The following is a 14,769-nucleotide window of genomic DNA, read 5'->3' as shown; positions in this document are numbered from 1 at the left end:
GCGCGTCTCGCCGATCTCCTCGAGCCACATCTCGGCCCCGCGGCTCCTCGCCTTCTGTCGCTCCAGCTCCTCGAGGCGGTCCCTTCGCCGCCAGGACCGGTGAGGCCGGCGTCGTGTCCGCGTGGTGCGGGCCCCGATTGCATTCCCTGCGGAGCGTGGGTGAACCTGCTGTCGCCATGAGCAAGGTCACTGCGCTGGGTCTGGATACCGTGCACGAGGGCTCCGGCCATCAGATGACCGGCATGGCGGTGAGCGTGTGCACGACGCCGGCCGCGCCGAGCCCTCTTCCGATCCCCTATCCGACGATGGGCACGGTGGCCGAAGGGATCATCGACGCGCCGATGCGGACCACGATCGAGGGAAAGAAGATCCTGACGGTCGGCGGGTGCATGACGGCGTGTCACGGCAACGAGCCGGGCACCATGAGAGAGGTGCTGAGCCTCAACACGGGCGGCCCCTGCTTCCCGTGGCTCGGTGCGCCGAACGTGCTCATCGAGCTCGGGATGGCCGGTATCACCGGCAGCATGGGGCAGATGAACAAGTCGGTCACCGCCGGCGCGGGGACGGCGGCGAGCGGGGCGGGCGGCGCCGGGGGCGCGGGCGGGGGCGGAGCGGGAGGCGGCGCGGGGGCGCCGGGAGGCGGCGGGCCGAGCGCGCCGGGAGGCGGCGGTGGGGGCGGCGGCGGGCGCAGCCACAAGGGGGCGAAGGCGGGCAAGTCGTCGTCGCCGCCGGTGGACCAGTGCACGACCGAGGGACATCCGGTCGACGTCACGGACGGCGCGGTGGTCGACGCGGCGACGGACCTCTCGGTCCCGGGGATGATCCCGCTCGTGTGGGCGCGGCATTATCGCTCGTCGCGGTGCAGCGAGCGAGACGCCGCACTCGGGCCTGGGTGGGCTTTTTCCTATGATCAATGGATAGAAGAGGGGGAGCAGGTCCTCGCGCTGCGCGACGGCGAGGGGCGGTGGATCTGGTTCGAGAGGGTGGAGCCCGGGGAGACGATGTTCCACCGGCGCGAGCGGATCGAGCTCCACCGCGGCGGCGCGCGGGAGTACCGGGTGGTGGAGCTCGGGTCGCGGCAGGTCCGGGTGTTCGCGGCAGAGGAGGGCTCGGCGAGGGCGCTGTTGCGAGCGATCCGCGATGTGCACGGCAACGAAATCCGGCTGGACTACGAGGGCGAGCGGCTCGTCCGGGTCGTCGACACCGCGGGGCGAGAGCTCAAGGTGCGGTGGAAGGACGGGCGGATCACGCGCCTGGAGCTGTGGGCGGAGCGGCGGCTGGGGCAGTGGGTGGACTACCGTTACGATCGCGCGGGGTGCCTGATCGCGGCCGTCGACGCGGTGGGCGGCGTCGAGGCGTACGAGGTCGACGTCCGGCACCGGATGACCGCGGCGACGCTGAAGAACGGCGAGCGGTTCTGGTACGCGTACGAAGACCACCACGGGCACCGGTGCCGGAGGACCGGCGGGCGAGGCGGGCTGCACGAGGTGGAGCTCCGGCGCGACGCGCGAGCCAAGACAACCGAGGTCCGCGGCGAGGAGCCGCGGGTGTACACATGGAACGCCGACGGCCTCGTGACGCGCGCGGCGCTGCCCGACGGGACGGTGCTGTGGGAGCGGGCGTACGACGAGGACGCGCTCCTCGTCGCGGAGGCGAACGGCGCCGGCGAGGGCGTGCAGCGCTGGTACGACGCGCGGGGCAACGTCATCCGCGAGTTGGACGCGCTCGGCAACGAGACGCAGTGGGAGCGCGAGGGCGACCTCGTGGTGCGCGAGATCAGCCCCGAGGGGCTGCTGACACAGGTGGTACGCGACGCGCGCGGCGAGGTGAGCGCGGTGCTGTTTCCGACCGGCGCGGCGTACTCGTACGCGCGCGACGAGCGCGGGCGGGTCACGGGCGTGTACGGGCACGGGGGCGGGCAAGAGGGCTTGCTGCTCGGCTATGAGCACGACGCGCAGCACAACGTGATCGCGGAGACGGACGCGCGCGGCGCGCGGACGGCGTACGCGCACGACGGCATGGGCCGGTCCGTGTCGCGGACCGACGCGCTGGGGCGGATCACGCGCGTGGCGTACGACCCGATGGGGCGGCCGATCCGCGTGGAGCGGCCCGACGGGACGAGGACCGTCGCGGCGTACGACCGCATGGGCAACCCGGCGCGCCTGGTCGATGCGCTGGGGCAGACGACGCAGCTGGGGTACGAGGGCACGGGCGTGCTGACGCAGATCGTCGAGCCGGACGGGTGTGTGTGGCGGTTCGCATACACGCACAAGGAGCGGCTCCGCGCCGTCACCAACCCGAAGGGCGAGAGGTACGTCTTTCACTACGACGCCGCGGGCCGGGTGGCGCAGGAGGACACGTTCGATGGGCGCACGCTGCGCTACGGCTACCGCAGCTCGGGGCGGCTCGGGCGCATCGAGCAGGCGGCGGACGGGACGTGGCGCGACCTGTTCTACGATCGCGCGGGCAACCTCACGGCCGACGAGACGCCCGATGACGTGATCCGCTATGCGCGCGACCGGATGGGGCGGCTGCTCGGCGCCGTGCTCGAGGAGCCGAGCGGGCTGCCGGTCCAGACGTGGTTCGAGCGCGACCGGTTCGGGCACGTGGTGTGCGAGCGGCAGGGCGACAAGGCGGTGCGTTTCGGGTACGACGCGCGCGGGCGGCGCATCGAGCGGGTGATGCCGGACGGGGCGAGGACGCGGTACGCGTACGACGCGCTCGATGCGCTGAGCGCGATCGAGCACGACGGGCACCGCCTGCGGATCGAGCGCGACGCGCTGGGGCGCGAGGTGCAGCGGACGAGCGGCAAGATCGGCGAGGACAGCGAGACCGCGATCGCGGTGCGCAGCACTTACGATGCGATGGACCGGCTCATCGAGCAGCGCGCCACCGCGCCGGCGCCGGGGGTGCCCAAGGTGCTGGTGGCGCGGCAGTGGCTCTATGATGCGCGCGGCCGCGTCGAGCGCATCGACGACGCTCGCTGGGGGGCGACGGCGTATCGCTACGACCGCGTCGATCGGTTGCTGTCGGCCCAGCGTGGAGATGTGCGCGAGGTGTTCGCCTACGACCCGGCCGGCTCGATCACGCGCATGCTCGACGAGCTCGCGGGCAAGGACGACCTGGGGCTGCTCGCGCCGGCGCCGCAGGCGCAGGATTGGATGCAGCCCTCGTGGACGATCGAGCGCGGCGGCGTGCTGCGCAAGACCGAGACGGCAGCCTACGAGATCGACGCGCGCGGGCGGCGGACCGCCAAGGTGGACCTGGCACACTACCGAGAGAACCACCCCGGCGGCGGCGCCGCGACCGAGCAGGACATGACCCGCTACGTCTGGGACTGCCGCGACCGGCTGCGCGAGGTGCGCCTGCCCGATGGCACCCGCGTCGTCATGATTTATGACGCCTTTGGCAGGCGGGTGCGCAAGGAGGTGATCGGCACCGCCGCGGTCGACCTGCCGCGCGTGGCGGAGTTCGTCTGGGATGGCGATGTGCTGGCGGCCGACATCGGCAGGGAGCGGGGGGCACGGACGTTCGTCCATGCGCCGGGGACGTTCGTGCCGCTCCTGCAGCAGCAGGACGGGAGCGTGCTCACCTATGTCAACGACCACCTCGGCACGCCCAAGGAGCTGCTCGATCCGCGCGGGCTCGTGGCGTGGGCGGCCGCGCACTCGGCCTGGGGCAAGGTCGTCGAGGTGCAGCGCGATCCCATCAGCGTGCTCAATCACAGGACCACCATCGAGTCGCCGTTCAGGCTGCTGGGGCAGTACGCGGACGAGGAGACGGGGCTCTGCTACACGCGGTTCAGGTTCTTCGATCCGGAGATCGGCGGGTGGTGCAGCCCGGATCCTCTCGGGATCCAAGGAGGAAGAAATCTATTTAGCATTGATGGAAGCCCGACAAATGTGGTGGATCCTCTCGGGCTCACTACCGATGTTTATCGAGGCGGCGACAGCCTGGAAGTGAAATCCGGAGAGTACAAACCTAGAAGATCCGAAAGCGACAACAGCGGTCGAGGCATATCTCTGTGGAACACCTCCGAACGCGTAGAGAGATTCGGAGGCGCCTACAAAGTCACACACGTTCCGGATACGCTTGAGATCGCGCAGCGAGGCCAGAACAAGGACCACTATGAAATTATCGCAAAGAAACCCGGAATGACGCCAGAACAGTACCAGGAGGAGGTGCGCAAGGTGAAGCTTGAGCGCGTTCAGCCCTGCCAAAAAGACAAATAGCCCATGGCAATCATTCAGTACAAGATCACTCTACCTGACAGCTACCATGAGCAGGACACGCCGGCTCGCGGTTATCTCGAAGACGTACAAGTACGCTTCCGGAATGGGCACATCTACAATCTAACGTTCCTCGATCCGCACAACAACGAGAACTACCGCTACTATTTTGAGGGCCAGAATATTGTCCTAGTAAACGAGGTCACCTCCGACAATATACATAGCGCAATCCAGCAACTTTTCGAGAGAGGAGCCTTCAGTGAAATGAGGAAGGTCACATAGCGTACCCAGAGACAACGACATCCACAGAACTCATCCGGGCGAAGGACTCGCCAACTGCGGTCGATAGGCCAAAGAACTCGCCCCGCCGACGCAGGGGAAGTGCTCCTCTTGACACTAATTGACACTCAAAGCTCGAACAGGACTGACGCGAATCAACAACCGAGCCCTCAGGCGCACCATGTCGTATTTTTACTCGGTCCGTGGCTGGCTGGAAGCATCACCCAGCGACTTCCCGAAGATTGTATCCACCATCACCGCTCTTCGCGAGCGGTGGCAGAGCCACGACAAAGAGCTGCTCTACATGAAGGGCTGGTGCTGGAGCGATGAGCCCATCAACTGGACACGTTATCTCTTCTATGGCGCAGATGTCACGGAGGAAGGCCTGAGACTGCTCTGCGATACGATCCATGAAATTGCACTCCTGACGGTCGAAATCTCAGGATATTTCCACGCGCGAGGGGAAGATGGGGAGAACATCATCATTTACAAGGTCGACAATGACGTGTTGACCGAGGAAAGAGTGTCAGCTCGGGGCTCAGCTTGAGAGAGGCGAGCGCTCCACGATTCAGACGAGATCCTTGTTGCAGAGCGCGGAGCGCAGGTCCGGGCCGATCCGTTCGACGCGATCCCGCTTCGGCTGGAGCTGCATCGAGAGGGAGCGCGGGAGTACCGGGTCGTGGAGCTCGGGTCGCGGCAGGTGCGGGTGTTCGTGGCGGAGGGCGGGTCGGTGAGGGCGCTGCTGCGGGCGATTTGCGATGTGCACGGCAACGAGGTCCGGCTGGAGTACGAGGGCGATCGGCTCGTCCGGATCGTCGACACGGCGGGGCGAGAGCTCAAGGTGCGGTGGAAGGACGGGCGGATCACGCGCCTGGAGCTGTGGGCAGTGCGTGAAGGCGCTCCGCGAGCGCTACGCGAGCGCTCCGCCGGCGTGCACGGGCGCTGCCGGGTGCCCCGGTGGAAGCCCGATGCGCTGCCGCACCTGCGCGATGCCGACGCCAACGCCCCCTGCGGCGAGCGCGAGGGGCCAGGGCTTCCCGGTCGTCTGCCGGATGAAGGCGCGCACCCGCCCGACGTCCTCGAGGACCGCCGTCAGCCGCGCGGGATCGTTGAAGTTGTTCACGAAGGCGTTGGCGAGCGCCTGCTGCCCGCTCGTGTTGTCCGCCCGCCCGTCGCTGCCGTATTGCGCCATGAGGAGGTGGGCCATCGGGGGCGACACCCCGGCGAGCAGGATGTTGTTGAACCGGTCGGTGGGCCCGCCGTGCCGCGCGTAGAAGCGATCGAAGGTGCGCGTCATCCAGTCGGCGTCGAACGGACGCTCGCCGTGCTGCACGATGCTCTCGACCAGGTTGCGCGCCATCTTGTTGCCGTTGTTGGCGCCCTGGCCGCCGATCGGATCGATCGACATCGCCGTGTCGCCCAGCGGCGTCACGATCCGGCCGGAGGGCAGCCGTCCGACGGGCTTGCGCACCGCGGGGACGACCCGCCCGTTCTGCCATCCGTGTTTGTCCGACAGCTCGGCTCCCCTGAACCACTCGTAGTCCCAGGGGATGAGCTCCTTCACCAGCCCCTTCGCGATCGCGATGATCTCCTCGCCTGACTTCGCGCCCTGGAACCTGTCGAGCGGCCCTCCGGGCACCGCCTCGACGAGGCAGTTCCAGCTCGGTCCCACGTCCTTGTGGTGGTAGGGCACCCAGAACGCCTCCCCGATGCCCGCGAACAGGTTGAACTTGACCGGGAGCATCGGGATGCCGTCGAACCCGAGCCTCGGGCCGATCACGCACATCATGACGACGTTGCGCTGCGCCTCCGAGTGGACGCTGCGCGCGGCGTCGCGCTCGAACAGGTTGCACAGATCGCCCCGTCCAGCAGCGACGACGGTGAGATCGTTCTCGGCGGCGATCGCGTCGAGCCGCGCGATCGTGACGGGCTCGATCACGATCTTGCCGCCTCGCCGCTCGAGCTCGAGCATCCACCGGTGGCTCTGGAGCCGGAGATCGATCGCGAAGAAGTGCTGCTCGAGTCGGCCCGCCAGCGTCAGGAGGCGGTTGCCCGGGGCGGCGCACGCGGTCAGCTGGGCGCCCTGGCCCTGGGGCGCGGCGTCCTCCCAGAAGGCCAGGCCGAGCTCGCGCTCGAACGCGAGCGCCACGTCGAACCGCGCGGCGGTGCCTGTCGGCTTCGACTCGTTGAGCCACTGCTCGGGCGTCCGATCCGAGTAGAGCGTCACCTCGTAGCCGGCCTTCACCAGGGCGTGTGCCGCGAGCAGGCCGGCCTGTCCAGACCCCACGATAGCTATCTTCCGCATGAGGAACCCCCGGGTTGGTTTGGTCTGCGCTCGCCTCACGGGCGACGCGCGCCGAGCCATCCGAGTCGGTCCGCCGTCACGGCCACAGCAGGCGTCGCGATCAAGGAAAGCCCAGTCAAGAGAGACCGTATCACCCGAGCCAGCCCCGCAGGAAGCTCCCCCACGCGCTCCCTCCGCACCGCGCTTCGCCCTCCCACCCCGCTCCCCATCTCCGCCGGATAGAGCCCTCGCTCCGCCGTCTCCGCCGGATAGAGCCCTCGCTCCGCCGTCTCCGCCGGATAGAGCCCTCGGGGGGAGGGAGCGTCGCGCGGGGGGCGAGGGGGAGGGCCCCACGAACCCGAGCGCCGGCCCGCATCGCAGCGACGCCTCCTGGACTCGCCACCTCCGTACAGCAGGCCATTGCCGCCAAAAGGCGCGAGTTCGTGGGAGGGCCCCCCTCGCCCCCCGCGCGACGCTCCCTCCCCCCGAGGGCTCCGCTGCCCGAGGGCTCCGCTGCAGTCAGCCCACACGGAGCGCCCCCGCCATCCGCCACCGAGCCCGCCCGCCGGTTGCGAGGCGCAGCCGCTTGGAGTAGCGTCCGCGCCGCCGCGGGGCCGGGCGATCCAGTTCGCCCAGCTCCAGCGGACGAGCCGGGCGTCTGGTGCGCGCCCCGGCTCGCGCGGCTCCCTCCGCGCACAGGAGACGAGAATGGCCCGAGGCTCGACAACGACGCGCAGCGAATCGGACGCTGCCGAATCGCTCATCGGACGGGGCGCCCGCATCCGCGGGCGCGTCCATGGCGACGGCTCGCTCCGGGTCGAGGGGAGCGTCGAGGGGAACATCCAGCTGGCTGGCGACCTCGAGATCGAGGACGGAGCGACGGTCACCGGGGACGTCGAGGCGAGCTCGCTCGTCGTGTCCGGCCAGCTCACGGGGGACGTTGTGTCGCGCGGCCCCGTCACGATCCGGGCGACCGCGCAGTACGCCGGAAACGTGGGCGGCAGCGAGGTGATCCTCGAGGAAGGCGCGGCGTTCGCCGGCCGCATCGAGGCGGAGTTCGACCTCCCGGCCGAGCTCTCGGAGCGGACGACCGGCGGTCGCGGGCAGGCCCCCCGGCGCGAACCGGCAGGGCGGTAGCGCGCGTTGACGGACGAAGAATCGCGCCGCGAGGGCGCGGCGAGGAGCACGAACGTGGCGGGTACGATCATCGGAAACGGGCTCACGATCGAGGGCGAGATCACCTCCGACGAGGAGGTGATCGTCGCCGGGACGGTGCGCGGAAAGCTCACCGTCGAGGGGCCTCTCACCATCGACGCAGGGGCGCTGATCGAAGCGGACATCGGGGCGGCGTCGCTCCAGGTGGGCGGCAACGTGACCGGCAACGTCACCGCGGCCGATCGCGTCGATCTCCTCGCCGGCGGTCGCCTCGTCGGCGACGTGAAGGCGTCGCGGCTGACCATCGCGGACGGAGCCTCGTTCAAGGGCAACGTCGACATGGACGTGTAGCCGATGACCGCCCAGTCCTCGATCGGGCCGACGACGGCCATCCGCGGCAACGTGCAGGGCGACGGGGATCTCGAGATCCTCGGCCGCGTCGAGGGGAGCGTCGTCATGACCGGCGACGTGACCATCGGCGAGGGCGCGCTCATCCAGAGCGACGTCCGCGGGCGGCGCGTCGTCGTCCGCGGCGCCGTCGCCGGGAACATCTCCGGCGACGAGGCCGTGATCCTCGAGCCCGGCGCGCGCGTCGTCGGCGACCTCGGCGCGCCGCAGATCGGCATCCACGCGGGCGCCCTGGTGCGCGGCAACGTCACCACCGGCGCGCCGCTCGCCGTGGCCGCCGCCCCCGCCCCGGCGCGGGCCGCCGCCGCTGCACCTGCGCCGCGCGCCGCGGCCGCGGCCGCGCGGCCTGCGCGTCCGCCGGCGGAGCAGCGCGCGCCTGCGCCGCCCGCCCGGCCTGCGCCGCGCGCCGCGCCTGCCCCCGCGCGCCCCGTGCCGGCGGCGCGCCCCGCCCCGGTCGTCGAGGCGAGGCCCGCCCCTGCGCCGGAGCCGCGCCTCGCGGCCGTTCACGACGACGAGGAGGCCGATCTATCGGGCTCGGCGGCCGGCGAGGGTGACGAGCCCGAGGCGGCCGAGAGCGCCGGCGGGCCGCCGCCGCCGGTGGTCCCCGCGCTCCGGAAGGGGGCCGCGAAGGCCTCGCTGCGCAAGCGGGGCGGCCGGTGAGCGCCGCCGGCGCCTCGGAGCGGGACCGGCTCGTCGCGCTGCTGCGCGAGCGCTCGTTCGAGCAGAAGCGCGTCGTCCTCGCGTCCGGCCGGGAGAGCGACTTCTTCATCGACTGCAAGCAGTCGGTGCTGACCGCCGAGGGCCACGCCCTCGTCGGCTCGCTCATGTTCGAGGCGCTCGGCGAGCTCCCGCGGTGCGAGGCCGTCGCCGGCGTCGAGCTCGGGGGGTGCCCCCTCGCGAGCGCTGTGTCGCTCACGAGCTTCCTGCGCGGCCGCCCCCTCCCCGCGCTCTACGTGCGCAAGGAGGTCAAGGACCACGGCTCGCGGCGCCTCGTCGAGGGCGATCGCGGCCTCGTGCCCGGGATGCCCGTCGCGATCCTCGAGGACGTGATCACGACGGGCGGCTCGACGCTGAAGGCGGTCGAGAAGCTCCGCACCGCGGGCGCCTCCGTGGTCGGCGTGATCGCCCTGGTCGACCGCCTCGAGGGCGGCGCGGAGGCGATCCGCGCCGCGGGGCTGCCGGTCGTCGCGATCTGCACCCGCCGCGACTTCATCCCCGATAGCCCGCCCGGCTGAGGCTGCGCGACGCGCGGCCCGTCCGAGGCGACGGCGCGCTGCCCGCCGCCTCGGCTGCGCGCTACTCCGCCGCCTTCGCCTGCTGCTCGCCGAGGAGCGGGTAGCCGAGCGCCTCGCGCTGCGCGACGTACGTCTCGGCGACCGCCCGCGCGAGCGCGCGTACCCGGCCGATGAAGCGCTGCCGCTCGGTGACGCTGATCGCGCCCCGCGCGTCGAGGACGTTGAAGCGGTGGGCCGCCTTCACGACGAAATCGTAGGCCGGGAGCACCAGCGCCTTCCTCGGATCGATCGCCGCCCCCTTCGCCGCCGGATCCGCGCCCCGGTGCAGGAGCCGCTTCACCTCGGCCTCGCAGACGTCGAACGCCGCGAAGTGCTCGGCGATGTCGGCCTCCTCGAAGTTGTAGGTCGACCACTCCCACTCGGCGCGCTGGTAGATGTCCCCGTAGCGCACGATCTTCCCGCCGCGGTCCGAGTAGACGACGTCGTAGATGCTGTCCTTGTCCTGCAGGTACATCGCGATCCGCTCGAGCCCGTAGGTGAGCTCGCCGGACACGGGGCGGCAGTCGATCCCGCCGATCTGCTGGAAGTACGTGAACTGCGAGATCTCGAGCCCGTCGATCCACACCTGCCAGCCGAGCCCCCACGCCCCGAGCGTCGGCGACTCCCAGTCGTCCTCGAGGAACCGGACGTCGTGATCGAGCGGGTTCGTGCCGATCGCCCGCAGCGACTCCAGGTAGAGGTCCTGGATGTCGATCGGGCTCGGCTTGAGGATCACCTGGAACTGATGAAACTGCTGCATACGGTTCGGGTTCTCCCCGTAACGACCGTCCGCGGGCCGCCGGGAAGGCTCGACGAAGGCCACATTCCAGGGCTCGGGGCCGAGCGCGCGCAGGAACGTCGCCGGGTTGAAGGTGCCGGCGCCGACCTCCGAGTTGTACGGCTGCACGATGAGGCAGCCGCGATCGGCCCAGAACTTCTGCAGGGTGAGAATGAGGTCTTGGAAGGTCATGGGAGGGCCGGTTCTTAGCCTGGATCGCCCGCGCAGGCGACGCCCCGCGTAGCGTCGCCCGCACGGTCCGCCCGGCGCGCTGCCTCCGGGCCCGCGCGCCGGACGCCGCACCGGCGCCCCGCCGCCATCCACCGCCGCCCGCGAGCAACCCCGTCGAGGACGGCCCGCCTCGATCCGCCCACGCCCCTCGAGGGGTCCGCAGACTGCTTGCGGTTGACCGGCGAGCGGCGTAGGTTCCGCGCAATTATATGGGAGCCCATGGTTCCTCGACGGCGCGCCGGAAGAGCCCCGCGCGGCAGGCCCCCGGCGGGCCCGACGCGCAGCGGGTCATGGATGCGATCCGCGCGATCGTGCAGCGCCTGCGCGTCTCGTCGCGCGCGTGCGAGCGGCAGCTCGGCCTGAGCAGCGCGCAGCTGTTCGTGCTGCAGCAGCTCGATCAGGCCGCCGCGTCCTCGATCGCCGAGCTCGCGCAGCGCACGCTGACGCACCAGAGCTCGGTGTCGGTCGTGGTGACGCGCCTGGCCGAGCGAGGGCTCGTCACCCGGCGCGCCTCGCCCGAGGACGCGCGCCGGACCGAGATCTCGCTCACCACGGCCGGCCGCGCGCTGCTCCGCCGCGCGCCCCGCACCGTGCAGGCCGAGCTCGTCATCGCCGTCGATCGCCTGCCCGCCGACGAGCGCGGCGCGCTCGCGCAGAGCCTCGCCACCCTCGCCCGGGCGCTCGGCGCCGGCGACGAGGCCCCCCCGCTGTTCTTTGAAGGCGAGGAGACCCCCGCCAGCGCCGAACCCGAAGCGACAGACCGCGAGGAGAGCTGACTTGTCCAGATCGAACGCCCCACTTCCACCAGTCACCGAGAGCATCCCGGTCGCCCCCTCGATGGGCCCGACCCTCGAGGACCTCCGCGTCCCCGCGCCCAGCGCCGCCGTCGACCGGCGGGTCGTCCTCGTCAGCGGCCTCGCGATCGCGCTCGGCGGCGTGGCCTTCCTCGCGGCGGAGCTGCTCACCACGCTCATCTCCGTCATCACGAACCTCGCGTTCTTCGGCCGGCTGTCCGCCGCCCCCGCGTCGCCCGCCGATCACCAGCTGGGCCTCCTCGTCCTCGTCGTGCCGATCGTCGGCGCGCTCATCGTCGGCGTGATGGCGCGCTACGGTTCCCAGGCGATCCGCGGCCACGGCATCCCGGAGGCCATGGAGCAGGTGCTGTTCAACGAGAGCCGCATCCCGCCGCGGATGACGCTGCTCAAGCCGCTCTCCGCCGCGATCGCCATCGGCACCGGCGGGCCGTTCGGCGCGGAGGGCCCCATCATCGCGACCGGCGGCGCGCTCGGCTCGCTCGTCGGGCAGCTGCTCCGGATCACCGCGGACGAGCGCAAGACGCTGCTCGCCGCGGGCGCGGCGGCGGGCATGTCGGCGACCTTCGGCAGCCCCGTGGCGGCCGTGCTGCTCGCGATCGAGCTCCTCCTCTTCGAGTACCGCCCGCGCTCCGTGATCCCCGTCGCCCTCGCCGCGACGACGGCGACCGCGGCGCGCCTGGCTGCAGGCCACACAGCGCCCGCGTTCGAGATGCCCGCCGTGGCGCCCTCTTCAGGCGCCGCGCTCGCCTTCTACATCGTGCTCGGCGCGGTCCTCGGCCTCGCGGCGATGGGCGCGACCCGCGCGATCTACGCGATCGAGGAGGCGTTCGAGCGCCTGCCCCTCCACTGGATGTGGTGGCCGGCCATCGGCGCCGTCGCGATCGGCGTCGTGGGCTACTTCGCGCCGCGGACGCTCGGGGTCGGGTACAGCAACATCGACGACATCCTGAGCGGCCGCCTGGCGCTCGCCGCGCTCGTGTCGCTCGCGCTGATGAAGTTCATCTCCTGGTCGATCGCGCTCGGCAGCGGCACCTCGGGCGGGACGCTCGCGCCGCTCTTCACCGTCGGCGGCGCGCTCGGCGCGATCCTCGGCCTGGCCGCGAGCGCGCTCCTCCCCGAGCTCGGCGTGGACGCGCGCGTCGCCGGGCTCGTCGGGATGGCGGCGATCTTCGCGGGCGCGTCCCGGGCGCTCCTCGCGTCCGTCGTCTTCGCGTTCGAGACGACCCGGCAGCCGATGGGGCTGCTGCCGCTGCTCGGCGGCTGCAGCGCGGCCTTCCTCATCTCCAGCCTGCTGATGCGGCACTCCATCATGACGGAGAAGATCGCCCGCCGCGGCGCGCGTGTGCCGGGCGAGTACGCGGCCGATCACCTGGCGCAGATCACCGCGGGCGAGGCCGCCTCGCGCCCCGCCGTGACGCTCGCCGCCGACGATACGGTCGAGGCGGCCCGCGCCTTCCTGCTGTCGCAGGCGGCGGGCTCTCGCCACCAGGGCTTCCCGGTCGTGGACGCCCGTGGGGAGCTCATCGGCGTGGTCACCCAGCGCGACGTGCTCAGCGAGCAGGCCGGTACCATCTCCATCCGCCACCTGGTCCGGCGGCCGCCCGCCGTTGTGTTCGAGGACAGCTCCCTGCGCGAGGCCGCCGATCACATGGTCACCGAGGGGGTGGGGAGGCTCCCTGTCGTGTCCAGGCAGGCCCCCCGCAAGGTCCTCGGGATCCTGACGCGCAGCGACCTGCTCGACGCGCACCGGAGCCGGATCGACGCCGGCAAGCGCCGCGAGCAAGCCCTTGCCGCCGCGAGGCGGCGCGGAGGTCCGGCCATCCCGGACCGGGCCACCGTGGGGCAGAGCTAGTCCACGAAGTAATCGCGATCGCCCGCCAGCCCCTGCTCCAGCGCGGCCATTCCCTTGGCGACGTCGAGCTTCACGCCCTCTCGCTGGAAGCTCATCCCCATCGCGTAGAGCGTCTTGAAGAGGTTGTGCGAGCGGCACTGCTCGCCCATCTGGCCCACACGCACGATGTTGAGGCCGAAGGCGCCCGAGATCTCGACGCGGAAGGCCTTGGTCATGTACTCGCGGATCCGCGCGCTATCGACGCCGGACGGCAGCTTGATGGCGAGCACGCTGTTGAGGCGCACGTCCTTCGACGCGAACAGCTCGAGCCCCATGGCCTCGAGGCCCGCCTGCATGGCCAGAGAGCTCATCTCGTGGCGACGGAACCGCCGCTCGAGCGTCTCCTCGCAGACGAGGCGCAGCGCCTCGTGCAGCGCGAGCACGCCGGGCACCGGCGCCGTGTAGTGGTACTGCTGGTAGCCCCAGAACCGCTGCGCGCGCGTCGCGTCGTAGCACCAGTGCGGGCGCGGCAGGGGGCGCTCCTCGACGACCTTCCACGCGTCCTGCGAGAACGCGCAGGCCGAGACGCCCGGGATCGACGACAGCGCCTTCTGCCCGCCGACGATGCCGACGTCGATGCCCCACTCGTCCATGTGCACCGGCATGGCCGTGAGCGTGACCACCGCGTCGACGATCGTGAGGGCCCCCTGCGTCTTCGCGAGCTTGCAGATCTCCGGCATCTCGACCATGCGGACGCCGCAGGACGTCTCGCCGTGCGCCATCGTGACCACGTCGTAGCGCTGCTTCTTCATCGCCTCCCGCACGTCCGCGAGCGACACGGGCCGCCCGGGCGGCCCCTCGAGGTAGGTGACATCGGCGCCCACGCCGAGCGCCATCTCGCCGAGGCGCCCGCTGAACGTCCCCACCTTCAGGCAAAGGACCTTGCGCCCGGGCCAGCACAGGTTCGCCACGGCCATCTCCATCGCCGCGGACGCGGGCCCGGCGAGGCCGAGGATCTTGTCGCTGCGCGTCTGGAACGCATAGGCCGCCATGTACTTCACGTTCTGGATGACGCGGTCCATGGTGGGGCCGAGGTGATTGATGATGACCCCGTTCGCCTGGGCCACCGCCTGCGGGATGGGCACCGGACCGGCGCCCATGAGCAGCAGCGGCTCGGACGGCAGGATCGCGGCGAGGGGCGTGATCGGCGGGGGCAGGATCGAGAACGACATGGCCAGGACCTTGGGCAAAAGCGCGGAGCCCGCTAGCAAGCCCAAAGCTTCCTGCGGCGTCAAGCGTTACCCGGCGAGCGGGCGCGACGCCGGCGGAAACGCGGCGCCGGCGCAGGCGTCCGCGCCGCAGGCCGCGACAGGCCGCCGAAGGCCCTGCTCGTCGTACGACCTGGGGGATGGGCCGTGCGACGAGCAGGGCCCATCCGGCCTGCCGAGCGGGAGGGGAGCGCGCCGCGCCGCCTGAGCCGAGATC

Annotated in this window: 13 protein-coding genes; 9 read left to right on the top strand and 4 right to left on the bottom strand. The window is 71.2% G+C overall.

What is annotated here, in order from left to right:
• Positions 1-176 precede the first annotated feature (176 nt).
• The 3 genes from WMF44_RS02590 to WMF44_RS02580 all read left to right on the top strand — a co-directional run bounded on the left by WMF44_RS02590 (position 177) and on the right by WMF44_RS02580 (position 5,055).
• The gene (locus WMF44_RS02590; RefSeq protein ID WP_437297527.1) at positions 177-4,232 is read left to right on the top strand and encodes a PAAR-like domain-containing protein; all 4,056 of its coding nucleotides are present in this window, start codon (positions 177-179) and stop codon (positions 4,230-4,232) included.
• Between the two features lie 3 nt (positions 4,233-4,235).
• Positions 4,236-4,511: a hypothetical protein gene (locus WMF44_RS02585; RefSeq protein WP_437297526.1), complete on the top strand. Its 276-nt coding sequence runs from the start codon at positions 4,236-4,238 to the stop codon at positions 4,509-4,511.
• Positions 4,512-4,689: 178 nt separating this feature from the next.
• A complete protein-coding gene (locus tag WMF44_RS02580) occupies positions 4,690-5,055 on the top strand; it encodes a hypothetical protein (RefSeq protein ID WP_437297525.1) in 366 nt (121 codons plus the stop codon).
• A 21-nt stretch (positions 5,056-5,076) separates the two neighbouring features.
• On the opposite strand, the gene WMF44_RS02575 is transcribed toward WMF44_RS02580, so the two are convergent.
• The gene (locus WMF44_RS02575) at positions 5,077-5,274 is read right to left on the bottom strand and encodes a hypothetical protein (protein ID WP_437297524.1); all 198 of its coding nucleotides are present in this window, start codon (positions 5,272-5,274) and stop codon (positions 5,077-5,079) included.
• 144 nt (positions 5,275-5,418) lie between these two features.
• Positions 5,419-6,813, bottom strand: coding sequence for a styrene monooxygenase/indole monooxygenase family protein (locus WMF44_RS02570; protein WP_437297523.1), 1,395 nt, complete (start codon positions 6,811-6,813; stop codon positions 5,419-5,421).
• 687 nt (positions 6,814-7,500) lie between these two features.
• On the opposite strand from WMF44_RS02570, the gene WMF44_RS02565 reads away from it, so the two are divergent.
• The 4 genes from WMF44_RS02565 to pyrE are packed head-to-tail and all read left to right on the top strand — an operon-like array spanning position 7,501 to position 9,590.
• Positions 7,501-7,929: a bactofilin family protein gene (locus WMF44_RS02565; protein WP_012233084.1), complete on the top strand. Its 429-nt coding sequence runs from the start codon at positions 7,501-7,503 to the stop codon at positions 7,927-7,929.
• Positions 7,930-7,983: 54 nt separating this feature from the next.
• Positions 7,984-8,298 (top strand): bactofilin family protein, encoded by a 315-nt coding sequence (locus tag WMF44_RS02560; RefSeq protein WP_012233083.1) that lies wholly within the window; start codon positions 7,984-7,986, stop codon positions 8,296-8,298.
• A 3-nt stretch (positions 8,299-8,301) separates the two neighbouring features.
• Entirely contained in the window at positions 8,302-9,015 is a 714-nt protein-coding gene (locus tag WMF44_RS02555; protein ID WP_437297522.1) for a bactofilin family protein, read from the top strand.
• Positions 9,012-9,590: an orotate phosphoribosyltransferase gene (pyrE, locus tag WMF44_RS02550; RefSeq protein ID WP_437297521.1), complete on the top strand. Its 579-nt coding sequence runs from the start codon at positions 9,012-9,014 to the stop codon at positions 9,588-9,590. Before WMF44_RS02555 ends, pyrE begins: the two co-directional genes overlap by 4 nt.
• A 61-nt stretch (positions 9,591-9,651) precedes the next feature.
• Here the strand turns inward: pyrE and glyQ are convergent, their stop codons facing one another.
• A complete protein-coding gene (glyQ, locus tag WMF44_RS02545) occupies positions 9,652-10,599 on the bottom strand; it encodes a glycine--tRNA ligase subunit alpha (RefSeq protein ID WP_437297520.1) in 948 nt (315 codons plus the stop codon).
• Between the two features lie 248 nt (positions 10,600-10,847).
• On the opposite strand from glyQ, the gene WMF44_RS02540 reads away from it, so the two are divergent.
• A complete protein-coding gene (locus tag WMF44_RS02540) occupies positions 10,848-11,414 on the top strand; it encodes a MarR family winged helix-turn-helix transcriptional regulator (protein WP_437297519.1) in 567 nt (188 codons plus the stop codon).
• 61 nt (positions 11,415-11,475) lie between these two features.
• A complete protein-coding gene (locus WMF44_RS02535; protein ID WP_437301521.1) occupies positions 11,476-13,305 on the top strand; it encodes a chloride channel protein in 1,830 nt (609 codons plus the stop codon).
• Here WMF44_RS02535 and WMF44_RS02530 read toward each other — a convergent pair.
• A complete protein-coding gene (locus tag WMF44_RS02530; RefSeq protein WP_437297518.1) occupies positions 13,302-14,516 on the bottom strand; it encodes a pyridoxal-phosphate-dependent aminotransferase family protein in 1,215 nt (404 codons plus the stop codon). The two genes, WMF44_RS02535 and WMF44_RS02530, sit on opposite strands and share 4 nt — an antisense overlap.
• Positions 14,517-14,769 lie beyond the last annotated feature (253 nt).

It is taken from the genome of Sorangium sp. So ce426 (assembly GCF_051475585.1).
Lineage (GTDB): Bacteria > Myxococcota_A > Polyangia > Polyangiales > Polyangiaceae > Sorangium > Sorangium cellulosum_B.
Note: the sequence above shows the minus strand (reverse complement) of the source record. Positions and strands in the feature narration are given on the sequence as shown.

Coding starts and splice junctions, on each gene's coding strand:
- WMF44_RS02580 (WP_437297525.1), top strand. CDS start 4,690: ATGTCGTATTTTTACTCGGTCCGTGGCTGGCTGGAAGCATCACCCAGC.
- glyQ (WP_437297520.1), bottom strand. CDS start 10,599: ATGACCTTCCAAGACCTCATTCTCACCCTGCAGAAGTTCTGGGCCGAT.
- WMF44_RS02535 (WP_437301521.1), top strand. CDS start 11,476: ATGGGCCCGACCCTCGAGGACCTCCGCGTCCCCGCGCCCAGCGCCGCC.
- WMF44_RS02540 (WP_437297519.1), top strand. CDS start 10,848: ATGGGAGCCCATGGTTCCTCGACGGCGCGCCGGAAGAGCCCCGCGCGG.
- WMF44_RS02570 (WP_437297523.1), bottom strand. CDS start 6,813: ATGCGGAAGATAGCTATCGTGGGGTCTGGACAGGCCGGCCTGCTCGCG.
- WMF44_RS02585 (WP_437297526.1), top strand. CDS start 4,236: ATGGCAATCATTCAGTACAAGATCACTCTACCTGACAGCTACCATGAG.
- WMF44_RS02590 (WP_437297527.1), top strand. CDS start 177: ATGAGCAAGGTCACTGCGCTGGGTCTGGATACCGTGCACGAGGGCTCC.
- WMF44_RS02530 (WP_437297518.1), bottom strand. CDS start 14,516: ATGTCGTTCTCGATCCTGCCCCCGCCGATCACGCCCCTCGCCGCGATC.
- WMF44_RS02555 (WP_437297522.1), top strand. CDS start 8,302: ATGACCGCCCAGTCCTCGATCGGGCCGACGACGGCCATCCGCGGCAAC.
- WMF44_RS02565 (WP_012233084.1), top strand. CDS start 7,501: ATGGCCCGAGGCTCGACAACGACGCGCAGCGAATCGGACGCTGCCGAA.